General features: G+C 63.5%; 22 protein-coding genes, 1 pseudogene and 1 riboswitch. Of the genes and pseudogenes, 12 read left to right on the plus strand and 11 right to left on the minus strand.

Annotated elements, in window-relative coordinates:
* Nucleotides 1-19 precede the first annotated feature (19 nt).
* Both AC2FMM_RS05050 and AC2FMM_RS05055 read left to right on the plus strand, forming a co-directional pair.
* Nucleotides 20-214, plus strand: coding sequence for a DUF2065 domain-containing protein (locus tag AC2FMM_RS05050; RefSeq protein ID WP_496713500.1), 195 nt, complete (start codon nucleotides 20-22; stop codon nucleotides 212-214).
* 172 nt (nucleotides 215-386) lie between these two features.
* Nucleotides 387-1,835, plus strand: a complete 1,449-nt coding sequence (locus AC2FMM_RS05055) for a DegQ family serine endoprotease (protein ID WP_496689012.1) — start codon at nucleotides 387-389, stop codon at nucleotides 1,833-1,835.
* A gap of 234 nt (nucleotides 1,836-2,069) precedes the next feature.
* On the opposite strand, the gene AC2FMM_RS05060 is transcribed toward AC2FMM_RS05055, so the two are convergent.
* From AC2FMM_RS05060 to AC2FMM_RS05080, 5 genes and pseudogenes are all read right to left on the minus strand, one after another.
* On the minus strand, nucleotides 2,070-2,738 hold the full coding sequence (locus AC2FMM_RS05060) for a Crp/Fnr family transcriptional regulator (protein ID WP_496795963.1): 669 nt from the start codon (nucleotides 2,736-2,738) through the stop codon (nucleotides 2,070-2,072).
* Between the two features lie 123 nt (nucleotides 2,739-2,861).
* On the minus strand, nucleotides 2,862-3,467 hold the full coding sequence (locus tag AC2FMM_RS05065) for an inner membrane-spanning protein YciB (protein ID WP_496795964.1): 606 nt from the start codon (nucleotides 3,465-3,467) through the stop codon (nucleotides 2,862-2,864).
* Nucleotides 3,468-3,484: 17 nt separating this feature from the next.
* The gene (locus AC2FMM_RS05070; protein WP_170366474.1) at nucleotides 3,485-4,387 is read right to left on the minus strand and encodes an EamA family transporter; all 903 of its coding nucleotides are present in this window, start codon (nucleotides 4,385-4,387) and stop codon (nucleotides 3,485-3,487) included.
* Between the two features lie 78 nt (nucleotides 4,388-4,465).
* Nucleotides 4,466-5,617: a signal recognition particle-docking protein FtsY gene (gene ftsY, locus AC2FMM_RS05075; RefSeq protein WP_496795965.1), complete on the minus strand. Its 1,152-nt coding sequence runs from the start codon at nucleotides 5,615-5,617 to the stop codon at nucleotides 4,466-4,468.
* Nucleotides 5,618-5,674: 57 nt separating this feature from the next.
* Nucleotides 5,675-6,310: pseudogene (locus AC2FMM_RS05080) on the minus strand (lysoplasmalogenase).
* Between the two features lie 138 nt (nucleotides 6,311-6,448).
* Between AC2FMM_RS05080 and AC2FMM_RS05085 the strand changes: the two are divergent.
* Entirely contained in the window at nucleotides 6,449-6,841 is a 393-nt protein-coding gene (locus AC2FMM_RS05085; RefSeq protein WP_496795966.1) for a hypothetical protein, read from the plus strand.
* Nucleotides 6,842-6,853: 12 nt separating this feature from the next.
* Here AC2FMM_RS05085 and xseA read toward each other — a convergent pair whose 3' ends face one another.
* Nucleotides 6,854-8,347, minus strand: a complete 1,494-nt coding sequence (gene xseA, locus AC2FMM_RS05090) for an exodeoxyribonuclease VII large subunit (protein WP_496795967.1) — start codon at nucleotides 8,345-8,347, stop codon at nucleotides 6,854-6,856.
* A 74-nt stretch (nucleotides 8,348-8,421) separates the two neighbouring features.
* Between xseA and purD the strand changes: the two genes are divergently transcribed.
* Complete coding sequence (purD, locus tag AC2FMM_RS05095) at nucleotides 8,422-9,684, plus strand: phosphoribosylamine--glycine ligase (RefSeq protein WP_496795968.1); 1,263 nt, start codon at nucleotides 8,422-8,424, stop codon at nucleotides 9,682-9,684.
* Between the two features lie 89 nt (nucleotides 9,685-9,773).
* Here the strand turns inward: purD and AC2FMM_RS05100 are convergent, their stop codons facing one another.
* Together AC2FMM_RS05100 and AC2FMM_RS05105 are read right to left on the minus strand one after the other, a co-directional pair.
* Nucleotides 9,774-10,541, minus strand: coding sequence for an FG-GAP repeat domain-containing protein (locus AC2FMM_RS05100; protein ID WP_496795969.1), 768 nt, complete (start codon nucleotides 10,539-10,541; stop codon nucleotides 9,774-9,776).
* An 11-nt stretch (nucleotides 10,542-10,552) separates the two neighbouring features.
* Nucleotides 10,553-10,876, minus strand: coding sequence for a 2Fe-2S iron-sulfur cluster-binding protein (locus AC2FMM_RS05105; RefSeq protein WP_149776058.1), 324 nt, complete (start codon nucleotides 10,874-10,876; stop codon nucleotides 10,553-10,555).
* A gap of 126 nt (nucleotides 10,877-11,002) precedes the next feature.
* Between AC2FMM_RS05105 and AC2FMM_RS05110 the strand changes: the two genes are divergently transcribed.
* The gene (locus AC2FMM_RS05110) at nucleotides 11,003-11,389 is read left to right on the plus strand and encodes an OB-fold nucleic acid binding domain-containing protein (RefSeq protein ID WP_496680314.1); all 387 of its coding nucleotides are present in this window, start codon (nucleotides 11,003-11,005) and stop codon (nucleotides 11,387-11,389) included.
* A gap of 40 nt (nucleotides 11,390-11,429) precedes the next feature.
* Nucleotides 11,430-12,245, plus strand: coding sequence for a DUF2189 domain-containing protein (locus AC2FMM_RS05115; RefSeq protein ID WP_496680315.1), 816 nt, complete (start codon nucleotides 11,430-11,432; stop codon nucleotides 12,243-12,245).
* A gap of 64 nt (nucleotides 12,246-12,309) precedes the next feature.
* Here AC2FMM_RS05115 and AC2FMM_RS05120 read toward each other — a convergent pair whose 3' ends face one another.
* Nucleotides 12,310-13,008 (minus strand): glutathione S-transferase N-terminal domain-containing protein, encoded by a 699-nt coding sequence (locus AC2FMM_RS05120; protein ID WP_496795970.1) that lies wholly within the window; start codon nucleotides 13,006-13,008, stop codon nucleotides 12,310-12,312.
* Between the two features lie 113 nt (nucleotides 13,009-13,121).
* A riboswitch (SAM riboswitch) is annotated at nucleotides 13,122-13,199 on the plus strand.
* A 64-nt stretch (nucleotides 13,200-13,263) separates the two neighbouring features.
* Here AC2FMM_RS05120 and metZ point away from each other — a divergent pair.
* The 5 genes from metZ to AC2FMM_RS05145 all read left to right on the plus strand — a co-directional run bounded on the left by metZ (nucleotide 13,264) and on the right by AC2FMM_RS05145 (nucleotide 19,752).
* Nucleotides 13,264-14,454 carry an O-succinylhomoserine sulfhydrylase gene (metZ, locus tag AC2FMM_RS05125; protein ID WP_496795971.1) on the plus strand — a complete coding sequence of 397 codons (1,191 nt, stop codon included), beginning with the start codon at nucleotides 13,264-13,266 and terminating at the stop codon, nucleotides 14,452-14,454.
* 191 nt (nucleotides 14,455-14,645) lie between these two features.
* Complete coding sequence (folE2, locus tag AC2FMM_RS05130; protein WP_496795972.1) at nucleotides 14,646-15,749, plus strand: GTP cyclohydrolase FolE2; 1,104 nt, start codon at nucleotides 14,646-14,648, stop codon at nucleotides 15,747-15,749.
* 520 nt (nucleotides 15,750-16,269) lie between these two features.
* Nucleotides 16,270-16,671: a hypothetical protein gene (locus AC2FMM_RS05135; RefSeq protein ID WP_496795973.1), complete on the plus strand. Its 402-nt coding sequence runs from the start codon at nucleotides 16,270-16,272 to the stop codon at nucleotides 16,669-16,671.
* 52 nt (nucleotides 16,672-16,723) lie between these two features.
* Complete coding sequence (locus tag AC2FMM_RS05140; RefSeq protein ID WP_496682232.1) at nucleotides 16,724-18,172, plus strand: TrkH family potassium uptake protein; 1,449 nt, start codon at nucleotides 16,724-16,726, stop codon at nucleotides 18,170-18,172.
* The gene (locus tag AC2FMM_RS05145) at nucleotides 18,172-19,752 is read left to right on the plus strand and encodes a thiamine pyrophosphate-binding protein (RefSeq protein WP_496795974.1); all 1,581 of its coding nucleotides are present in this window, start codon (nucleotides 18,172-18,174) and stop codon (nucleotides 19,750-19,752) included. The genes AC2FMM_RS05140 and AC2FMM_RS05145 overlap by 1 nt, the downstream gene beginning before the upstream one ends.
* Nucleotides 19,753-19,808: 56 nt before the next feature.
* Here the strand turns inward: AC2FMM_RS05145 and AC2FMM_RS05150 are convergent, their stop codons facing one another.
* Nucleotides 19,809-21,548 carry a serine protease gene (locus tag AC2FMM_RS05150; RefSeq protein ID WP_496795975.1) on the minus strand — a complete coding sequence of 580 codons (1,740 nt, stop codon included), beginning with the start codon at nucleotides 21,546-21,548 and terminating at the stop codon, nucleotides 19,809-19,811.
* Between the two features lie 205 nt (nucleotides 21,549-21,753).
* Between AC2FMM_RS05150 and AC2FMM_RS05155 the strand changes: the two genes are divergently transcribed.
* Nucleotides 21,754-22,683: a glycine--tRNA ligase subunit alpha gene (locus AC2FMM_RS05155; protein ID WP_496682224.1), complete on the plus strand. Its 930-nt coding sequence runs from the start codon at nucleotides 21,754-21,756 to the stop codon at nucleotides 22,681-22,683.
* An 8-nt stretch (nucleotides 22,684-22,691) separates the two neighbouring features.
* On the opposite strand, the gene AC2FMM_RS05160 is transcribed toward AC2FMM_RS05155, so the two are convergent.
* Complete coding sequence (locus AC2FMM_RS05160; RefSeq protein ID WP_496682221.1) at nucleotides 22,692-23,324, minus strand: MarC family protein; 633 nt, start codon at nucleotides 23,322-23,324, stop codon at nucleotides 22,692-22,694.
* Nucleotides 23,325-23,393: the final 69 nt, after the last annotated feature.

Consider the following 23,393-nt stretch of genomic DNA (forward strand, 5'->3'; position numbering starts at 1 on the left):
GTGGAACGGCGGCCGAGTGATGGGCATGGTCTTGCTGGCCTTCGGGCTGGTGTTGATTGTCGAGGGGCTGGCCTATGCGCTGGCCCCTTCGCTTGTGGTGCGAGTGCTCGAAGCGCTGCGCAGCCTGCCCGAACCGGCGCGGCGGCTGGTAGGGTTGCTGTGCGTGGTCAGCGGTTTCATTCTGCTCTGGGCCGCGTATCAGGCGGGGTTTTGACCCGCCGCGGTCACGCGCAGGTGAATTCCTGTGCTTACCGAGTTGCGGGGCGGTGCAAACTGACTACATTGTTTGCAAACAGGGCGCGCCAAGGCGGTCCTTATGGCGATTGTCGACAAGGAGAGACCAAGTGCAGGCATTAGCACGCAGTGTGGCCGTCCGCCGGGACGATATGGTAACGATGATGCGGTTGATGTGGCTGTCTTTTGCCACCGCGATCCTAGTGCTGGCCCAGACCGTGGCCGCGCAGGCCCGGCCCGAAAGCCTGGCGCCTCTGGTCGACAGGATCAGCCCCGCGGTGGTCAACATCACCACCACAACCCTGATCGAGGGGCAGGCCGGTCCGCGCGGCATCGTACCCGAAGGCTCTCCGTTCGAGGATTTCTTTCGCGAATTCCAGGACCGCAATGGCGGCGAGGAAAACCGTCCCCGCCGCAGCAACGCGCTGGGCTCGGGCTTCGTGATTTCCGAGGATGGATTTATCGTCACCAACAACCACGTCATCGCCGAGGCCGATGAAATCCTGATCGAATTCTTCCCGGGTGACGGACAGCCAAAGAAAGAGCTGCCGGCCAAGGTGATCGGCACCGACGAAAAAACCGATATCGCTGTGCTCAAGGTCGAGGCTTCGGGGCCGCTGAAGTACGTCACCTTCGGTGACAGCGATACGGCACGTGTCGGCGATTGGGTCATCGCGATGGGAAACCCGCTGGGGCAGGGATTTTCGGTCTCGGCCGGTATCGTGTCAGCGCGCAACCGTGAACTCAGCGGCAGCTATGACGACTACATCCAGACCGATGCGGCGATCAACCGAGGCAACTCGGGCGGGCCGCTGTTCAACATGGACGGTCAGGTGATCGGCGTGAACACCGCGATCCTGTCGCCCAATGGCGGCTCGATCGGCATCGGGTTTTCGATGGCATCGAACGTCGTGGTCAAGGTGGTCGACCAACTGCGCGAGTTCGGCGAAACCCGTCGCGGTTGGCTGGGTGTGCGCATCCAGGACGTGACCGAGGACATGGCCGAGGCGATGGGGCTGGACAAGCCCGGCGGGGCGCTGATCAGCGATGTGCCGGACGGCCCCGCGAAAGAGGCGGGCCTGCTACCGGGTGACGTGATCCTGAGCTTTGACGGGGTCGAAGTGCAGGATACGCGCGCATTGGTGCGCCAGGTCGGCGAAACCCCGGTCGGCAAGGCGGTGCGCGTCGTGGTGATGCGCGACGGGGCGACCAAGACCGTGGTGGTCACGCTGGGCCGCCGCGAAGACGCCGAGCGGGCCGAACAGGGCGTAGCTGAAGATTCTCAGGCGCCGGTCGAGGAGGACGCCACTGTTCTGGGCCTGACGATCGCACCGCTTACGGATGCGCTGCGCGAGGATCTGGGGCTGGATGCGGGTGGCGAGGGCCTTGTGGTCATGGATGTCGACGAGGCGTCCGAGGCCTTTGACAAGGGCCTGCGGGCCGGTGACATCATCACCGAGGCGGGCCAGCAGAAGGTCAGCACCATTGCCGAGTTCGAGGCCCGCATGGACGAGGCCCGCGAGGCCGGGCGCAAGTCGCTGTTGCTGCTGGTGCGGCGCGGCGGCGACCCACGGTTCGTGGCGCTGAGCCTCGAGGAGTAGGCGCTCCAAGAATGGACGGTATGGCCGGGGCTTCACGCTCCGGCCATTTTAATTTCGGTCCTGAACGCAAAAGAGCCACATGCCGGGGAGGCACATGGCTCTGGTGCAGGGAGAGGCCAGTGGACAGATATCGGGGATGATACGCTGGCCCCCTACGGTAACGTCTATCGGTGTAATGTATTGTCCGTGCCCTGTATGTGAAGCGGATCACATCGGCCGTGGTTTTCCGAAACCTCAGATCAGATCGGATTCCGCAAGCTGGCGCAGGGCATCGAAATCATGAATTTGTACCCCCCCGCGCGTTGCTTCGACCACTTTGCTGCGTTTCCAGGTGGCGATGGTCTTGGACACGGCCTCGCGTGTGGCACCGACGAATTCGGCCAGTTCGCTCTGCGACAGGGCAATTCGGGCGCTGGGTACCTCTTGCTGGTTTGCAAGGTGCAACAGCTTGCGCGCAAGGCGCACGGGCATGGGCAGGAAGACCTGCTCATTCAACTGTACCCCCATCCAGCGCATTCGCAGCCCGGCCAGCCGGATCATATCCACCGCAAGGTCCGGGTGTGCACGGATCTGGTTCATCACGTCATTGCGGCGCACGCGCAGCACCCGCGACGGCTCGGCCGCCGTGATGGTGGCGGTGCGGGGGCCGCTGTCGAACAGGGCAATCTCGCCAAACACCTCGCCCGGCCGCATCAGGCTGAGCGCCAGCTTGCGCCCGCTCATGGCCAGGAAGGAAACCTCGAGCATGCCTTCCATCAGGGCATAGAGCGCATCGCCCTCGTCGCCCTGTTCAAACAGAACCTCTCCCTGCGACAGGGATACGGGGGTTGCGAGGTTGGACAGCATGACGCGCAACCGTTCGGACGCTTCGGAAAGAAACCCGCTGTTGGGAAATGCTGTCATGGACGACACGAGGCCTCGGCCGGGAACTTGGTGGGTGGTGGTGTGTCAGCTTTCCACAGCTTGCGCGTCAAGCCAAGGATTTTGTGAGGTTTTCTACCGATGTTGGGCCCGCCGGTCGGTGTCTTAGTTCTGGTCCGGGTCGTCCATGTAGCTTTGCAGGATGCTGAATTGCAGCATCAGGAACCCCATCAAGGCGATCGGGAAGCCAAAGGTTTCGATCTTGACCCACAGATCGGTGGACAGGGTGCGCCAGACCAGTTCATTGGCCACGGCCAGCACGGCGAAACAGGCGCACAGGCGGCGGGTCAGGATCATCCAGCCCTCGTGGCGCATGGGCAGCATCTCGTCCAGCACATAGGCGAGGTAGGATTTCCCTTGCATCAGACCGATACCCAGCATCAGCGAGAAGAACCCGTAGACCAGCGTGGTTTTCATCTTGAAGAACCGCTCGTCGTTGAACCAGGCGGTCAGGCCGCCGAAAAAGATGACCATGATGGCGGTGAAGATCTGCATCCGGCTGAGTTTGCCGGTCAGGTACCACAGGATACCCATCGCCCCCAACATCAGCGGAACGAAGATGATGGTGGCCACGATGAAGCCGGAATATTCCGTGCCACCGATCAGAAAGCTGTCGTCGCGCAGGCGCAGGTAGATGAAGAAGAAGGCCAGCGGTGGTCCCAGTTCCAGCACCTGTTTCAGAAACGGATTGATCTCTTTCTTGTCTGCCATGCCTGTCGTCCTGCTGTTCACCCGCCCATTTCAACTATTACCGCGCCCAATGCAATCAATGCCATCAGGATTATGCGCCGAGGCCCCACGGTCTCTTTCAGGGCCAGCCAGCCGATCAGCGCGGCAAAGACGGTCGAGGTTTCGCGCAGCACCGCGGCTTCGCCGACCTTGTCCAGCCGGGTGGCCAGCATGATTGCTCCGAAAGACATGGGGGCGATCAGCCCGCCTGCAAGCCCCCGCAGCATCAACGGCCCGATCGCCGGGCGGTGAATCATCGCCCGCCAGCGCAGGAAGGCGTAGATCGGCATTGTCGCCCCGTCGATCATGAAGAACCAGGCCAGAAAGGTGAACGGATCGGCCGTGGCGCGGATGCCGTAGGCGTCATAGGTGGTGTAGAGCGCCACGAAGAGGCCGGTTGCAACCGCAAGGGCCAATGCGATGCCCAAAGTCTCGCGGTTGGTTTCCAGAAAGCGGAAATTGTAGGCAGCCAATCCGAAGATACCGGTCAGCAGCACGGCAACGCCCAGCCATTGGGTGGGCGAAAAGGTTTCGTTGAACAGCAGATAGGCACCGATGACGGTGAACAGCGGGCCGGTGCCGCGCACCACCGGGTAGACCACGGTGTAGGACCCCTTGGTATAGGCCATCGCCTGCAGCGTCTTGTAGGCGACATGGATCAGCCAGACCACGGCAAATATCGGCCACATGAAAGGTTCGGGCCAGGGCACGACGAAGAACGCAAAGGGCGCGGCCATCAGGCAATAGCAGGCGTCGATCGCCCCGCGCGACAGCCAGGGGTCATGCCGACCCTTCTGCAGCGCGCCGAAAACCGCGTGCAGGAAGGCCGCCATAAGGGCGAGGCCAAGGGCCAGCCTGTGTCCGGCCTCGGTGCCTTCGAGGGAGATCAGCCAGTCGCTCACGCTGCGGGTCTTTCGATGGTGGAGAGGCTGGGGGTTTTCCCCCCCAGACCCCCGAGGATATTTTGGCCCAGATGAAGGTCAGTTGGGGGCGAGTCCGGTCAGGGCGGCGGCGAATTCCTCGGGGTCGAAGGGGGCCAGATCGTCGATCTGTTCGCCGACGCCGATGGCGTGGATCGGCAGGCCGAACTTGTCGGCCAGCGCTACCAACACGCCGCCCTTGGCGGTGCCGTCGAGCTTGGTCATCACCAGGCCCGAGACATCGGCCAGCTTGCGGAAGGTTTCCACCTGGCTGAGCGCGTTCTGACCGGTAGTAGCGTCGAGCACCAGAAGCGTGTTGTGGGGCGCCGTCTCGTCGATCTTGCGGATGACGCGGACGATCTTGGCCAGTTCCTCCATCAGGTCGGCGCGGTTCTGCAGGCGACCGGCAGTGTCGATCATCAGCAGGTCGGCGCCTTCGGCTTGCGCCTTGGTCAGGGCGTCGAAGGCGAGCGAGGCGGGGTCGGAGCCTTCGGGCGCGGTCAGGACCGGTACACCGGCGCGATCGCCCCAGACCTGCAGCTGTTCCACGGCGGCGGCCCGGAAGGTGTCGCCCGCGGCGATGACCACCTTTTTGCCGGCGGCCTTGAACTGGCTGGCCAGCTTTCCGATCGTCGTGGTCTTGCCAGACCCGTTGACGCCCACCACCAGCACCACCTGCGGGCGCTTGGGGTAGATCGGCATCGGTTTGGCGACCGGCTCCATCACGCGGGCGATTTCCTGCGCCAGCAGTTGCTTGATTTCCTGCGTCGAGAGTTTCTTGCCATAGCGCCCCTCGGCCATGTTGGCGGTGACGCGCAGGGCGGTGTCGACGCCCATGTCCGAGGCGATCAGCAGTTCCTCGAGCTGTTCGAGCATGTCGTCGTCCAGCGTGCGGCGGACCACCGGCCCGGCATCGCCGCGACCGAAGAGACGCCCGATCAGGCCCTTGGACTGGGGCTGTTCCGGCAATTCCGGCGGCGGCGGGGCGGGCGTCGGATCGGCCGGCTCGGGCGACGGTGTCTCGACCGGCTGCGGTGTGGGTGCGGGTTCGGGGATTTCCGGGACGGGTTGCGGCTCGGGCTCGGGCTGGGGGATCATCGGATCGGGGGCGGTGGTTTCTTCGCCGCCGTCCTCGACGATTGCCTCAAGCCCCTGTTCGAGGCGGGACGAGGATTTGAACAGCCGGTCCTTGAGCTTGGTAAAAAACGCCATAGTGGTCTCCGCAGGTGTTCCCTTCACCTAATGCGGAATGGCGGCAGTTGCAAAGGGTCAGGTGAAGGCCAGGAAAAAGCCGAACTGTGCGCCCCAGTAGAGCGGCCAAACCAGATAGGGCGTCAGCCGCAGGGCCGGGTGGCTAGGCGGCAGCAGGAACCTTTCGGTTGCCAGGATCAGGTCCGAGGCGATGAAGGCCATCGCGGCTGGCAAAGCCCAGCGCAGCGCCCCGGCCTCGGGCAGGGTCAGAACAGTGATGCCCATGCCCAGAATGATCGGGATATAGGCAAGGACCGGTCCGCGCAGATCCCCGGCCCGAGTGGCCAGCAGCGTGGCCATCACGATCCCCAGAACGACCAGCGTCCAGGCGTATCCGGGTTTGTCCAGGATCAGCGCGGTGTCGCTTGCCGGATGGGTCAAGAACAGAGCGATGTAAACCAGATGCCCGGCGGCGAACGCCCCGATGCCGGCCATGAATGCGCCTTCTGTCTCGTGCGACAGAAGCGCGTCTCCTAAGGCGCAGAGAGAAAGCGCGAGGACCAGAAGCAGAGGGCCGGACTACACTGCGGCCTCGACGGCCAGCAGGGCGACGCTGGCGGTTTTCAGCGCCGTGCGTAGCAGACTGGCCGGACGAGCCGTCAAGGCCAGGTAGGCCAGGGCACAGGCCAGCGCTGCGAGTACGAGAATGGTCATCTTTGGCCTCCGGTTTCCGCCTGCGCCGGAAAGTTTCGCCGCAAGCGGGGCAAATCCTCAACCCGTAACGTGGGGGCATGGCATGCGGCGGCCAAACGGGCGATGGCACAGGGCGGCGGCATCTGCCAAGATACCCCCATGTTTACGCGAGCGGCGATTCTGTTTTTCGTGCTGGCCCCATCGGTGGTGGCCCAGCCCTTGTCGGGCGCCGAATTCGATGCCTACACCCGGGGCAAGACCCTGTTTTACGGGTTCGACGGCGTTGCCTACGGGGTCGAGCGGTACCTGCCGGACCGGCGGGTGATCTGGTCCTTTCTGGATGGCGACTGCAAGCAGGGCGTCTGGTATGAACAGGACGGCCAGATCTGTTTTGTCTACGAAGATCGCCCGGACCCGCAATGCTGGGTCTTTAGGCAATCGGGGGGCGGGCTGGTCGCTCAGTTCGAAGGCGACCCCGAGGCAACCGAGTTGTATGAAGCGGGCGACATCGACGAAGAGATGATCTGTTATGGCCCGGATGTCGGGGTTTGATCGCTCGGGTTTCTAGAACAGCGACCCTTGATCCGGGGCAGGTGGCTTGGATGGTTTCTTCGCGGCTGAGGCCGTTCCGGACAGCGGTGCTGCCTTCAACTTTCCATCCGCGAACTCAATAGTCAGAGTGGCGTGCTTGCTGGCCATTGCCTTTGTGGTGACCACGCCGCTTTCGGCATGCACCACGGCATAGCCGCGTTGAAGTGTGGCCTTGTAGCTGAGCGTTTCCCTAAGTCGGTCGGTCGCATCCAGTTGTTGGCGAAGCCGGTCCATCCGCAGAGTCTGCGCGGCCGTCATGCGCTGGGCCAGTTGGTTGACCCGGTCGCGCTGCTGCTGGATTTCGCGCTGGATCGGGCGGATCGACAGGCGCGAGGACAGGTTGCGCAGCGTGTCCCGCCGCGCGGCCACGAGGCTGCGCAGCGTTGACGGGCGCAGGTGCCCCGACAGTTCCACCACTTGCAGGCGGCGGTTCTGCACGCCGCGTTGCAACGCTGGAGCCAGACGATCGGCAATCAGGTCCAGCCGTTGGCGCGGACCATCCAGCAGAGTTTCGGGGCGCGGCAGTGCGCGCGACAGATCGCGAAGGCGTTGGGCGCGGCGCTGCACAGCGTCGGTGGCCGCGCGGGATAGGCGGGCGCCCTGTTCGCCGGTCCAGGCCAGCAGTTCCATCCGCACGGGCACGGCCAGTTCGGCGGCGGCTGTGGGCGTGGGCGCGCGGCGGTCCGAGACATAGTCGATTAGCGTGGTGTCGGTTTCGTGCCCAACGGCCGAGATCAGCGGGATCTCGGACGCGGCGGCGGCACGGGCCACTATTTCTTCGTTGAAACCCCACAGATCCTCGATCGAGCCGCCGCCACGGGCGACGATGATCAGGTCGGGCCGCGGCAGCGCGCCACCGGGCGTCAGGCGGTCGAAGCCTTGAATTGCGTTGGCGACCTCGGTCGCGCAGTTGGCGCCCTGCACGGCCACGGGCCAGATCAGCACCTTGCGCGGGAAACGGTCACGTAGGCGGTGCAGGATGTCACGGATCACCGCGCCCGAGGGTGAGGTGACGACGCCGATGATCTGCGGCAGGAAGGGCAAGGGTTTCTTGCGCTCGAGCGCGAAGAGCCCTTCGGATTCCAGCTGTTTCTTGCGCTTTTCCAGCAAGGCCATCAGCGCGCCCTGACCGGCCACGACGACCTCGTCGACGTTCATGTTGTATTTCGACTGCGCGCCGAATGCAGTGAGGCGGCCCGTGACCACGACCTCGAGCCCTTCCTCGGGGATCACCGCTAGGCCGGAGATCTGGCCTTTCCACGTGGTGCAGGCCAGCACGTTGCGGTCATCCTTGACGTCGTAATACAGGTGCCCCGAGCGCGCCTTGAATACGCGCCCGACCTCGCCGCGCACGCGGATTCGCCCGAAAGTGCCTTCCAGCGTGCGTTTCACCTCGCCCGAGATCTCGGACACGGTGTATTCGGGGGTATTCTGGCCGGGAATCGGATCGTCAAGCAGGTCGGACATTTCAGCGCCTTGTTTCGATTGCCCGCGCAGCTTAGAACGCCGCGCAGGCAAGGCCAAGCAGATCGGAGACTTTCATGAACATCCTCATTCTCGGCAGCGGCGGGCGCGAACACAGTCTGGCCTGGGCGGTGATGCAGAACCCCAAATGCGACCGCCTGATCGTGGCGCCGGGCAATGCCGGGATCGCGCAGATCGCCGATTGTGCGGCACTAGATATCGAGAATGGCGGCGCGGTGGTCAGTTTCGCCGAGGAAAACGCCATCGATTTCGTGATTGTCGGCCCCGAGGCGCCCTTGGCCGCCGGGGTTGCCGACCGGCTGCGCGAGGCGGGCATTCTGGTGTTCGGCCCCTCGGCCGAGGCGGCGCGGCTGGAGGCCTCAAAAAGCTTTACCAAGGAGATCTGCGATGCGGCCGGTGCGCCCACCGCCGCCTATGCCCGGTTCACCGAGGCCGAGCCGGCCAAGGCCTATATCCGCCAGCAGGGCGCGCCGATCGTGGTCAAGGCCGATGGTCTGGCCGCGGGCAAGGGCGTGATTGTGGCGATGGACGAGGCGACTGCGCTGGAGGCTGTGGACGACATGTTCGGCGGCGCGTTCGGCGGGGCCGGGGCCGAGGTGGTGATCGAGGAGTTCATGGACGGCGAAGAGGCCTCTCTGTTCGTGCTGTGCGACGGCGCGAACATCCTGTCGGTCGGCACCGCGCAGGACCACAAGCGCGTGGGCGAGGGCGATACCGGCCTGAACACCGGCGGCATGGGAGCCTATTCTCCGGCACCGGTTCTGAGCCCCGAGGTCGAGGAGCGTGCGATGGAACAGATCGTGCGCCCGACGATGGCCGAGATGGCCCGGCGCGGCACGCCGTTTCAGGGCGTGCTGTATGCCGGTCTGATGATCAAGGACGGGCAACCGAGGCTGGTGGAGTACAACGTGCGCTTTGGCGACCCGGAATGTCAGGTTCTGATGATGCGTCTGGGGGCGCAGGCGCTGGACCTGATGCATGCGGCGGCCGAGGGACGGCTGGACGAGGCGCGGGTCAACTGGGCCGACGATCACGCTTTGACCGTGGTGATGGCCGCGCAGGGCTATCCTGGGGAATATGAAAAAGGCAGCGTGATCAACGGGCTGGATGACTTGCCCGAGGACAGCAGCCATATGGTTTTTCATGCGGGTACCAAGGCGCAGGACGGACAGATTGTGGCCTCAGGGGGCCGGGTTTTGAACGTGACGGCGCGTGGAGCAACATTGCAGGAGGCGCGTGACAACGCTTATGCGATGGTCGAGGCCATCGATTGGCCGGGCGGCTTCTATCGGCGCGATATCGGGTGGCGGGCGCTTTGACCGTTTGAGGGCCTGCAGGGAAAGGGGGCTTTGCCCCCGCGGCCTGCGACCTCACCCCCAGGATATTTGAGGCCAGATGAAGCGTGCGGTCAGCAAGTGAGCGCGCGCGCGAGGGCTTTGTCGTCGGCCAGCGGGCCGAGGTCTCTGGTGCGCCAGCCGTCTTCGTGGTGGACGGCGATGATCCGTCGCCAGTCGGCGCTGGCGACGATCAGTTCGGGCCGTTCGTTGCAGGTGCGAAGGCCGCCCGAGATGAAATCCTCGCCGATCCGGTGGTTGGTCAGGCCGGGAAGCGCGGCGATTTCCGTCAGTTGGCCGTCGGCAAAGCGCCAGATGCGTAGGATTTTGGCCAAGTGGGGGCGATCGACATAGGCGATTTCGACATGTCCGTCGCCGTCGAGGTCAGCTGCGCTGACCGGGGCCAGCCAGCGGAAACGGGTGCCGATATGCGGTGTCGCCGCCATGCGGCCGTGCGGGCCGTAGATGGCAAGGCGCGCGCCGTGCTGCGCGTCACTCTCCACCGTAATGACTTCCGGAAGACCGTCGCCCGTGACGTCGACCACCCGGGGCGCGAGGTCTTCGAAGACGAGATGATCGGGCAGGGTGAAGGTGCGGTGCACGCCGTCCGAAAGCCTGAGTTCAAGCGTCCCCCATTCGATCCGGTCACCCAGAACGCCGTGTGGATAGCGGGTGGTCGGGTCGGTGTAGTGGGCGGTCGCTATGGTTTCGGCGGCCAAGGCAGGACCCGCCAGCCACAGGCATGCAGCCATCAGCGCGCCGCGCACGCGGCATGGCCAAAAGCGCACCGCCAGACGCGGCGCTTTGAAGCCGCAACGCATGCCGCCAGACGAGCGGGACATGCGCCGTCGCATCAGATCTGCTTTTCCGGCATCTGCACGATCAGCCCGTCCAGTTCGTCCGTCACCTTGATCTGGCAGGTCAGGCGCGAACGGGCCGGGTCGGGCTCGTAGGCGAAATCCAGCATGTCCTCTTCCATGTCGTCCTTGGCGGGCAGTTTCTCGACCCAGTCGGGGTGGACATAGACATGGCAGGTCGAGCAGGCGCAGGCCCCGCCGCAATCGGCTTCGATGCCGGGGATGTTGTTGTCGCGGGCGCCTTCCATCACGGTCAGGCCGTTGGCGACTTCGACGGTGTGCTCGGTGCCACCGTGCTCGATGTAAGTGATTTTTGCCATTGCTCGCGTCTTCCTCTTGCGATGTTTCGCATCTTCCTAATCAAGCCATCTAGGCGTTTCCACCCTCATTTGCGACTCGTCGTGGCGCGTCTGGACATTCGTAGCGTATGTTCTATTTTTGTTCTCATGATCGTTGCCCCGGCATCCCCCACGGTTTCAGGCCAGGACTGGCCGCGCCCGCCCGCCTGCCTGCCCGCCAACCGGCTGCAGGAGCCGCCCGAGGGCGCGCGGGTGATGGTCGCGGGGCTGGTGATCCTGCGGCAGAGGCCGGGGACGGCCAAGGGGGTGATCTTTGTCACGCTCGAGGACGAGACCGGCATCGTGAACGTAATCGTCTGGCGCAAGATCTACGAACGGTTCCGCCGGGCGGTGATCTCGGGACGGCTCTTGCGCGTCACCGGACGGATGCAGCGGGCCCATTCGGTGACCCATGTGATCGCGGAAGAGATCGAGGACATCTCGGGGATGCTGGATCTGCTGGTGCGGGGGGATGGGCAGGCCGGCTTGCCCTGATGCCTGACCTGATGCAAACTTTCCCGCGGAGGAGTTTGTCATGGCATCCAAAGCCGAAGGGTCCACGCCGGGCAACCCGGCGCCGCAGCAGGGGACTGCGCCCAAGGTCAACAAGGTTACGGCGGATGATATTGCCGAGTCGCTGAAAGCGGGGTTTTCCGACTTTCTGGCGCGCCCGGTCATGAGCGGCTTTTTCGGCCTGTTTTACGCGCTGTTCGGGATACTGTTCGTTTGGGCCCTGGTCTGGCTGGGCGCGGTCTGGATGGTCATTCCCGCCGCCGTCGGCTTTCCGCTGGTCGCGCCCTTTGCCGCCGCCGGGCTGTATGAAATGTCGCGCCGGATGCAGAAGGGCGAAGACTTTGGCTGGCGTGATATTCTCACGGTCATGGCCAATCAGCGCAAACGCGAAATGGGTTGGATGGCCTTTGTCACCCTGTTCATTTCTTGGGTGTGGTTCTATCAGTTCCGGACCGTGATGGTGATCGTCCTTCAACACTCATCCTTCTCGGATCTCGAAGGGTTCCTGAATACCGTGTTCTTTTCGCCCGAGGGCTGGATCTTTCTTGCGATCGGCACCTGTGTCGGCGCTTTTCTGTCGGCGGTGCTGTTCTCGGTGACCGTCGTCGCCATGCCCCTGCTGCTTGACCGCGAGGTGGATTTCATCACCGCGATGATCACATCCGTTCGGGTCGTCCGGGAAAACCCGGTGGTCATGCTGAGCTGGGCGGCGATCATCGCGGTCACCATGCTGCTGTCGCTGGTTCCGGCCTTTCTGGGCCTGATCTTTACCCTGCCGATCCTTGGCCACACCACTTGGCATCTGTATCAGCGAGCCGTGCAGCCGGCGGAGAGGTGATCTGGCCTGCAAATGAATGGTGTCGGTAGCGAAAGCCTCGGCCAAGACAACCCGGATACCAGCTTCACCTCTTGAACAGCACCCCCTGCGCCTCTTTGCTGCGGTGATCACCGCGCAGTTCGGCGTGCAAGCCCCGCCCCGCCTGCACCCCTGGACGGGTGGCCATGACCTTGAGCCAGCGGGCCATGTGCGGTTTGTCTTCCAGCGTCTGCTGCTGGCCCTCCCACAGGCTGGCCCAGGGCCAGATCGCCATGTCGGCGATGGAGTAGAAGTCTCCGGCGACGTATTCATTCTCCGCCAGCCGCCGGTCCAGCACGCCATAAAGACGGGCGACCTCGGTGCGGTAGCGATCCTTGGCATAGGGGATGTCCTGCGGCGGGTCGAAATATGGGGCGTATTTCAGGAAATGATGCGCCTGACCCGCCATCGGGCCGACGCCGCCCATCTGCCACATCAGCCATTCCTCAACCGCAATCCGCTGGCGCTCGGTCTGCCCATAGAACCGCCCGGTCTTGCGCGCCAGATACATCAGGATCGCGCCGCTTTCGAAAACCGAGATCGGTGCGCCGTCGGGGCCGTCGGGGTCGATGATGCCAGGCATTTTGTTGTTCGGGGCGATCTTGAGGAAATTCGGGTCGTACTGGTCGCCCTTGCCGATGTCGATCAGGTTGACGGTGTAGGGCAGCCCCATCTCTTCGAGCGCGATGGAGATTTTCCAGCCATTCGGCGTGGGCCAGTAGTAAAGCTCGATCGGGTTTGCCATCGTGTCCTCCGTGTCTCGGAGCGTGATCATGAGGCATTTGCGGCAAACGGCAAGGGGCAGGCCGCGCACCCGTTCAGGCTTGACGCAACGGGATGCGCGGCGTATGGGCAGCGCAGGAACCACGTGGCGATTTGTTACCGGATTGCGGGCCACGCTAAACAACACCGCTAAAAGGTCAGGATGAAAGCCCCCTTTCGCTTGACCGCGATTGGGGTTTTTTCTTTGCCCTCGGGTTCCGGGGCGGAAAGGGACGAGATGAGCGACAGCTGGAGCAAGCGCACAAAGGCCGTGCATGGTGGCATCCGCCGCAGTCAATACAAAGAGGTGAGCGAGGCGATCTTCCTGACACAGGGCTTCGTCTATGACACCGCCGAACAGGCCGAGGCGCGGTTCATCGAATCCGGGCCCGACGAGTTCATCTATGCCCGTTATGGCAACCCGACCGTCTCGATGTTCGAGCAGCGCATCGCGGCTCTGGAAGGGGCCGAGGACGCATTCGCCACCGCATCCGGCATGGCGGCGGTGAACGGGGCGCTGACCTCGATGCTCAAGGCCGGGGATCATGTGGTTTCGGCCAAGGCGCTGTTCGGGTCGTGCCTGTATATCCTGGAAAACATCCTTGGACGGTACGGGGTCGAGGTGACTTTCGTCGACGGCACCGACCTGGACCAGTGGAAGGCGGCGATCCGCCCCGACACCAAGGCGGTGTTCTTTGAATCCATGTCCAATCCGACGCTCGAGGTCATCGACATTCAGGCCGTGGCCGGGCTGGCCCACGCGGTCGGGGCCACGGTGATCGTGGACAACGTGTTCTCGACCCCGGTCTTTTCCAAGGCGATCGAGCAGGGTGCCGATGTGGTGGTCTATTCGGCGACCAAGCATATCGACGGGCAGGGGCGTGCGCTGGGCGGGGTGATCCTCGGCAGTCGCGAGTTCATCCGCGGCACGGTGGAGCCCTACCTGAAGCATACCGGCGGCGCGCTGAGCCCCTTCAACGCGTGGATCATGCTCAAGGGGCTGGAAACGTTGGCGCTGCGGGTCAATGCGCAGGCCGAGACGGCGCAGAAGCTGGCCGAGACGCTGGAAGGGCACCCGGCGCTGGCGCGGATCATGTATCCGGGTCTGACATCTCATGCCCAAAACGCTCTGGTGCAGAGCCAGCTGGGGGGTAAGGGCGGCACGGTTCTGTCGCTGGACATCAAAGGGGGCAAGGACGCGGCCTTCCGGTTCCTTAACGCGCTGACGATCCCGGTGATCTCGAACAATCTGGGCGACGCCAAGTCCATCGCTACCCATCCAGCGACGACCACGCACCAGCGGCTGAGCGAAGCCCAGAAAGACGAATTGGGCATCACGCCCGGTTTGATCCGCTTTTCCGTCGGGCTCGAGGATGCCGACGATCTGCTGGCGGATATACGACAGGCATTGTCGGCTGCTGCGGACTAATGGCGCAATTGGGCGGGTGAACACATCGGCATCGGCGAAAGGCAGATCGGGACAAGGGCGCAATCCGTTCGGAAGCGGCGGTTTTAAGATGGTTTTTTCAATCCGGGCTGCTATCTCAACCGTATTGGGTTAGATTGAGGCTTTCGCCGTGGTCACAGATGACCTGACGACACACTGAGGATATGCAGCCGATGAACATTCATTCGCGCGACATTGACGAAAAACCTGATCGGGACGCGGCCGCCGACGCGCTCAAGGTCCTGCGGAAATGGGCAAAGGGCGCAAGCGCTGCCGAGATCAGTCAGCTTGATCCGGCGGTGGCGCGTCTGGTGCCTGGGTTGATGCCGGAAAACTACCCTGCGATGTCGCGTGAATATCCCGCCGATTTCAAGGTCGACGACGCCTACAAATCTGCTTTGCCCGACCTTCAGAACGGTCCGTCCAGCCTGATCCGTGGTGCCAAACAGCAGATCCAGCATGTGGGCATCTCGAATTTCCGCCTGCCGATCCGGTTCCACAGCAAGAACGGTCCGGACCTGACGCTGGAGACCTCGGTCACCGGCACCGTCAGCCTCGAGGCCGACAAAAAGGGCATCAACATGTCCCGGATCATGCGGTCCTTCTACAAACATGCCGAGCGTACGTTCAGTTTCGAGGTGATGGAGGCCGCGCTGAGCGATTACCTGACCGATCTCGACAGCTTCGACGCGCGGCTGCAGATGCGCTTTTCCTATCCCGAACGGGTCAAGAGCCTGCGGTCGGGGCTGGAGGGATATCAGTATTATGACATCGCGCTGGAATTGGTTGAACAGGGCGGGGTCCGTCAAAAGATCATGCATCTGGACTATGTCTATTCTTCGACATGCCCGTGTTCGCTGGAACTCAGCGAACACGCCCGATCGGTGCGGGGGCAGTTGGCAACGCCGCATTCGCAACGGTCGGTGGCGCGGATCTCGGTCGTGGTCGACAGTGACGCCGATTGCCTTTGGTTCGAGGACCTGATCGCCTTGTGCCGCCGGGCCGTGCCCACCGAAACCCAGGTGATGGTCAAGCGCGAGGATGAACAGGCCTTTGCCGAACTGAATGCCGCCAATCCGATTTTCGTCGAAGATGCCGCGCGTTTGTTTTGCGCTGAGCTTCTGGCCGATCACCATATCGGTGACTTCCGCGTGATCGCCAGCCACCAGGAAAGCCTGCACAGCCATGACGCGGTCTCGATCCTGACCGAAGGGCCGACTTTCGCCGCATCCAGCCTAGACCCGCGCCTGTTCTCGACGCTGTTCCACGTGGGATGATCGGCGCAAGCTGCTGAAAAAATGCGCAGGAACTGTCGGTTCGGCGCCTTTTTGCCGCATCGCAGCAAATTTTGCTGCGCGTGCGGCATTTATGCGATACGATTCTTGTGAATGCAGCATCGGCGCATCCGCACGGGTGGGTGTGCCATCCCGAAAGGAAGCCGAGACGTGCATCGCCTTGGACTGCACCCCGCCTCTGATCGCCCGATGGTTCGGTGTAGCAAGGGTTTTGCCCCTCAGGTTTCCGGCTGCTTCGCATTTACAGGAGAGACATGTAATGAATCCGATTGCCCATCAGCTTGAGCTTCAAGCCGCTGCCATGCGCCTAGCGGGCCATGCCGTTGCCAGCCAGTTGAAACTTATGGAAATCGTAGCTCGTTCGGCATTCGAACTGCCATTGGCGCCGTTTGGCGTGCCAAGTGCAGGGACCAAGGCGACCGCGGCCGCACCGGCCAAGCGCCCCGCCCCGAAGCCTGTTCGCAAAGCGAAACCCGCAGCTAGTCCCAAGTTTGCCGCCAAAGTGGCCAAGCCCAAGCTGGCAGGTAAAGCCACCGCAGCGCAGGCGAAGCCCGCCGCGAAGCCGGCACCCGCGCGAAAGGCGGCCAAGCCATCGGTGGTAGCGACGCCGAAAGCCGCTGCTTCAAAAGCCACGACTCCCGCCATCGCGCCGAAAACCGACGCCGGGGCCAAGGTTTCCGAGCGGAACGCAGCGCCCAAAAGTGCGGTCTCGGAACCGGCTCGGCCTCAAAAGGTTACCGCGAAACCGGCATCGAACGTTCAGCCGAACAAGGTGCCCGCGCCGGCAGAGGTCGCCGCCCCGACCAAGCCGGTTGCCGCGACCGCCAATCCTGCGCCGCGCCGGACCCGGGCGCCGTCCAAGCCGCCGGCGATGCCGGAGCCAAAGGTCACAACCACGGACTGATCTCTCTCCGCTTGCTTGACAGTTCCGGGCGGGCGCGCCAACCCTGCGCCTCATGATTGATCTTCGCCCTGTCGGATATGTGATTGGATTGCTGGTCGCCATTCTCGGGGCGACCATGGCTCTGCCCATGCTTGCCGACGTCATCGAAGGCCGTGGCGAATGGACCGTTTTCTTTGAAAGCGGCGTCATCACGATTCTGACCGGGGTCGTTCTGGCAATGAGCTGCGCGAACGGCGTAGGTGAGGGGTTAACGATCCGCCAGACCTTTCTTCTGACCACGGCGGTTTGGGTCGCGCTGCCTGTGTTCGGCGCGATCCCCTTCATCTTCGGCGCGACCGAGCTGCGCTTCGTGGATGCCTATTTCGAGGCGATGTCCGGCCTGACCACCACCGGATCGACGGTCATTTCCGGGCTGGACGACCTGCCGCGCGGTTTGCTGCTGTGGCGTGGAATCCTGCAATGGCTGGGTGGGATCGGCATCATCGTCGTGGCCATGGTCTTCCTGCCCGAGCTCAAGGTCGGCGGTATGCAGATTTTCCGCTCGGAAGGGTTCGAGACCATGGGGAAGATCCTGCCCCGCGCGCAGGAGATCGCGGGCCAGATTTCCCTGATCTACGTCTTTCTGACCTTTGTCTGTGGCCTTGTTTATGCCGGGCTGGGGATGAGTTTCTTTGACGCGCTGGTACATGCGCTGACGACGATTTCGACCGGCGGATTTTCGAACTATGACGCGTCTTTTGGCACCTTTTCTGGGCCTGCAGAATATGCGGCATCCGTTTTCATGATCCTCGCGGCGCTGCCCTTCGTGCGCTATGTGCAATTCGTGAACGGCCGGACCACTTCCTTGTGGGAGGACAGTCAGATCCGCGTGTTCCTGGCCACGATCGCCGTGCTGGTGATGGTTATGGCGGTTTTCCTGACCTCGGTCTTTCCGCATCATTGGGAACAGGCGGTGCGCGAGTCGCTGTTCAACATCACCTCGATTATTTCCGGAACCGGCTATGCCAGCGTCGATTACATGGCCTGGGGCAGTTTTCCGATCATGATGTTCTTCATGATCGGGCTGATCGGCGGGTGTGCGGGCTCGACCGCCTGTTCGATCAAGGTGTTCCGGTATCAGTTGCTGTTTGCCTCGATCAAGGCGCAGATTCAACGCATCCGGTCACCGCATGGGGTGTTCATCCCCAAATATGACGGCCGCCCGATCAGCCGCGACGTGCTGACCTCGGTCATGAGCTTTTTCATGTTCTTCGCCCTGTCGCTGGGCGGGCTGTCATGGGCGCTGGCCCTGACCGGGTTGGATTTCATCACCGCCGTCTCGGGCGCGGCCACGGCGTTGGCCAATGTCGGCCCCGGTCTGGGCGATCAGATCGGCCCGGCCGGAAACTTTTCCGGGTTGAACGACACGGCCAAGTGGCTGCTGACCTTCGGCATGCTCACCGGGCGGCTGGAGTTGATGGCCGTCTATGTCCTGTTCACCATAAGGTTCTGGAGAGGCTGATGAAAAGACCGCTGGGCGCGCAGATTTCCCACATGCTCAGGGATCGGGGGGTCGAGGTCATCTTCGGCATCCCCGGCGTGCACAATCAGGAAATGTATCGCGGGATCGAAGAGGCAGGTATTGCCCATGTCCTGGCCCGGCACGAACAGGGCGCGGGGTTCATGGCCGACGGTTACGCACGCGCCACGGGCAAGCCGGGCGTGGCCTATGTGATCACAGGGCCGGGCCTGTGCAATATCCTGACGCCGATGGGGCAGGGGTACACGGACTCAGTGCCGATGCTTGTTTTGTCCTCGTGCCTGGACGAGTCCCAAGCCCAGCGGGGCCAGTTGCACCAGATGAAGGATCAGCGCGCCGCTGCGGGCTGCGTGGCGGACTGGTCATGCCAGGCCAACGACGCGCAAGCGGTTTATGGCCTGATCGAGCGCGCCTTCGAGGAATTCGCGCTTCAGCGTCCGCGTCCCAAGCATATCCAGGTGCCGATTGGCCGGCTCGAGGCCGAGGCCGATCCTGCGCCTTTTCCCAACCAGGACGCGCAACGGGTGCGCGCGCTGGCGCCCGACATCGCCCCGGTCCTGTCGCTTCTGAACATCGCGCGCCGGCCTTTGTTCATTTTGGGAGGCGGAGCCCGGTCGAACCTGTGGCGCCAGATCCTGATCAATCTGGGCGCGGCCTGTTTCACCACCTATGCCGGGCGGGGGCTGGTCGGCACGGGATACGCGCTGGATTTCGGCGCCATGCTGCCGCGTCCGGGCAGCGCCGAGGTCATCGGGTCCGCCGACCTGGTGATCGCAGTTGGGGCCGAGTTGGGAGAGGTGGATCTGTGGCGCGACGACCTGGGCCACAAGGCGACTCTGGTGCGGGTGGACCTTGACCCCGAGGTGCTGTCGGATCGCCACCGGGCCGCGGTCAAGCTGCAGGCCGATGCCGAGAGCTTTGCGCTGGCCCTGTGGGCGGCCACCGAAGCCGCCAAGCCCGCAACCGGCTGGAGCCCCGACGAGGTGGCCGAGGCGCGCGCGCGCTGGCGGGCCGAGGTCGATGCCGAGCGCCCGGGTATCGTGCCCGTGGCCGATGCCCTGCGCGCGGCGATGCCGGCCGACACGATGATCTATTCCGACATGACCCAGTTCGCCTATGCCGCGAAAGAGGTCTGGGACATGGCCTTTCCCCACCACTGGCATCATCCGACCGGGTTCGGCACCCTGGGCTATGCCCTGCCGGCGGGGATCGGTGGTGCGGTGGCGCGGCGCGGCAAGCCGACCGCCGTGATCGCGGGGGATTACGGTTTTCACTACACGATGCAGGAACTGGGCGTCGCAGTAGAGCTGGCTCTGTCGCTGCCGATCATCCTGTGGGACAACGGCAAGCTGAAAGAGATCGAGGACAGCATGGTCAGCAGCCAGATCGCCCCCAGCGCCGTGGTGGCGCACAACCCCGATTTCTGCAAACTGGCCGAGGCATTCGGTGCCTTGTCAGCGGCCCCTGCGTCACTGTCCGACATGCATAATGCGGTGCGGACGGCCTTTGAGGCGCCGCGGCCCACGCTGATACATGTGACGCCCGAAATCCTGAACGGTTGAACGCAAAAGGCGCCGCATGGAACTGCGGCGCCCTCGGTCGGTTCACAAGGCCCGGATCAGTCCCAGCAATTCACAAGGACCGTCATACCGATTGCCCGGCGGTTAAGTTCGTCCGGCGAGACCTGTCCGGTTTCCTGCGCGGTTTGGGCCGTGGCACCTGCTTTTGACAGAAGGTCATGCAGGTGGTCGGCGGCGGCCGCCAGGCTGACATCGCGTGGCAGGGTGCGGCCTTCGGCCCGGGTGGGCAGCAACATGCCCACGACATTGCCGTGATCGTCAAAGACCGGCCCGCCGGCGTCCCCCGGTTGCGCCGCAAGGTTCAGGCGGGTCATGCCGGTTTCGCCGTTCAGCCCGCGGATGTCTGCGACCTTGCCAAAGGTCAGCGTCGGGGCACCCAGCGCGCCTTCGTAGGAATACCCGGCCACGGCTACTTCGGACTGCAGCCGCGGAGGTGCGTCGTTCAGGGCCGCCACGGCCATCGGCGCAAGATTGCGAGCCGGTCGCAGCACCGCCGCACCAAGATCCGGGTCGCTGTGGGCCAACTCCAGGTCCTGATCGTCATCCAGGGTGATGCGGCTGCAGTTCTGGACGGCCTCGGCTACGGTCAGGACCAGCCCGCTCGGGTCGGCAAAGAAGCCCGACCGTGACAGGCGCGGCTTGCGGATGCGCAGGCCCGACATCAGATCGACGCTCTGGCTGGCCGTTGCACCGGCGGACGAGTCCAGCACTGCGTCGAGCGGGGCAAAGCTGTTGGTCATGGCGGACAGAACGCGGGTGCGGCGGGCCTCGTCCCCCTCGGGCCAGACCAGGGTGAAACCCTTGATCCGGCCATCCTTCAACTCGGCCTGGGTATGGGACACGATCCCTTTGCCCCGACCTTCGATCGAGAAGCGGTTTCGACTGATCTCGCGCGGGCCGTTCAGGGGGACGATTTCCAGCGACTGCATCACCTCGTAGAGGGCACGCAGGGTGTTGTTGTCGCCCTTTTGGCTGATCAACAGAACGCGGGCGTCCAGATCGCCCTTCGGGTTGAAATGGGCGAATGGAGCCTCGTACCGGTCAAAGGCCACGACACCCAGCGGCAGGTCCATCGAGATCCCGGCGCGGTCATCGACATGGCGCTGCATGCCAACGCTGATGAGCGGTGCGTTGTAGTCATCCATCAGCACCTTGCGCTGTGCGGTGGTCAGAACGCCGGTGGGCTCGAACCCGTTGAACCGCTGCCAGTCGGCCATCGACCGGCGGGTGCCCTGTCCGAATGCGCCGTCGATCGTGGCGTTGTAAAAGCCCGCGGCCTGCAGGGCGGTCTGCAGGTCTTTGCGCTCCTGCGCGCTCAGCCGCCGTTCGGACTGCAGAGCCTGGGCGCGGGTTTCGTCCGACGGTTGCTGGGTCAGGCTGGTCTGGGGCTGTTCGGGTTCGGGCTGGACGGGGGCCGTGATGGCGCCCCGGTTCAGGACATTCGCGCCGATGGGCCAGAACTGCTGTCCCAGCGCGGAGGAAAAGGTGATGAAACTGTCCGACGGGATCTGACGCTCGGCCCGATAGACGCGCAGTACCTGTTCGGCATCTGCACGAAGATAGGGGCCGATGACGATGGCGTACCAGCCGCTGTTCAGGCGAAACCCGTTCACGTCGGGTAGATCGCTGGCATAGGCCTGGGCGCGCTCCTGCGCCTCGCGCAGCGAGGGCTGCGCCTCGATCTGCACCCAGACGCCGGGGTCGGTGCCTTGCTGAGCGATCGCGGCCCGCAGACCGAAGGAAATCGTGAAAATAAATGCAACTAGAATACGTGTCATTTTCTGCCCGTTGGTGCGGTGTCTTGGTCAAGGAACAGGTTACGCGATTCACCAGGGCGAAAGCCATGGCCCGGCCACGGGGAATTTCCAGTGTGGCGGCACAGTGACAGCTAGCGGCCATTGGCCCGTTGACGCCCTTTGGCCCCTTGCATAGGAAGGGCCAAACCGACCGGAACCGGGCACATCCGCGCCCAAAGGGAATGTCATGACCGAACCGTCAAGCGCACCACGTTCATTTCAGGAAATCATCCTGCGGCTTCAAAACTACTGGGCCTCGAAGGGCTGCGCCATCCTGCAGCCCTACGACATGGAGGTCGGCGCCGGCACCTTCCACCCTGCAACCACATTGCGCGCACTTGGCGCCAAGCCCTGGGCTGCGGCCTATGTGCAGCCCTCGCGCCGCCCGACCGACGGCCGCTATGGCGAAAACCCCAACCGTCTGCAGCATTATTACCAGTACCAGGTGCTGATCAAACCCAGCCCGCCGGACCTTCAGGAGCTGTATCTGGGCAGCCTTCAGGCCATCGGCATCGACATGGACCTGCATGACATCCGATTTGTCGAGGATGACTGGGAAAGCCCCACCTTGGGCGCATGGGGCCTGGGCTGGGAGGTCTGGTGTGACGGGATGGAAGTCAGCCAGTTCACCTATTTCCAGCAGGTCGGCGGCCATGACTGCGCGCCGGTCTCGGGCGAATTGACCTATGGGCTGGAACGGCTGGCGATGTATGTGCTGGGCATCGATCACGTGATGGACATGCCCTTCAACGATCCACAATCGCCGATCCCGCTGACCTATGGCGACATCTTCAAGCAGACCGAGGAAGAATACGCCCGCTGGAATTTCGACGTGGCCAATACCGAGGTTCTGCTGCGCCATTTCGAAGAGGCCGAGGCCGAGTGCGCTGCGATCCTGAGCCAGGAGCATGCGGACCCCAAGACGGGCAAGCGCATCATCATGGCGCATCCCGCCTATGACCAGTGCATCAAGGCCAGCCACATCTTCAACCTTCTGGACGCGCGCGGCGTGATCTCGGTGACGGAACGGCAGGCCTATATCGGGCGGGTGCGGGCGCTGGCCAAGCAATGCGCCGATGCCTTCGTGCAGACCGAGGCGGCCGGGTACCAGGCCTGATGGGCCGCTCAGGCCAATCCCGGCAGCAGGGCCTTGAGGCCGTCCGCGATCATGCCGACCGCGATGGCCGACAGGATCATGCCCATCAGACGGCTCATGATGACGCGGGCGTTGTCCGACAGGCGCCGGCCGAGGGCCGCGGCATTCCAGAACGTGACCAGCAACAGCAGCGTCACGCCCAAAAACACCCCGGCATAAAGCATGGCATCGGCAACGTTGCTGACATGATGGGCAAACAGGATGACCGTGGTGATGGTGCCGGGCCCCACGAGAATGGGAAAGGTCAGCGGATAGAAGGCGACAGTCTCGGGCGCCGGGTAGGCCTGTTTTTCGCTGTCCGTCCCGTGATGCGCGCTGGTTTCGCCACCGTTCAGCATGTTCAGCCCGAACAGCAGAACCACCAGGCCGCCAGCGACCCGCAGATCATTGACGCTGATCCCGAACAGCCCCAGAATATGATTGCCGAGGATGGCGAAAAGACCCCCGAGAACAAGGCAGTACACGGCGGTCTTGACCGCAACCTTGCGCTGGTCGCCCAGGTCCAGGCCCTCGGTCACGGTCAGGAAAACGGGCAGGTTGGTGATCGGGTTCATGATCGCAAACAGCGCGCCGAAAAATCCGGTGGCCAGTGTCAGATCCATGCAAATAGCCTTACGATATCAGGTTCAGGTTCCGACACTGTCTCATTTTCGGACGACTTGAAAGACGCT

Source organism: Ruegeria sp. BHSC043, from assembly GCF_059612985.1.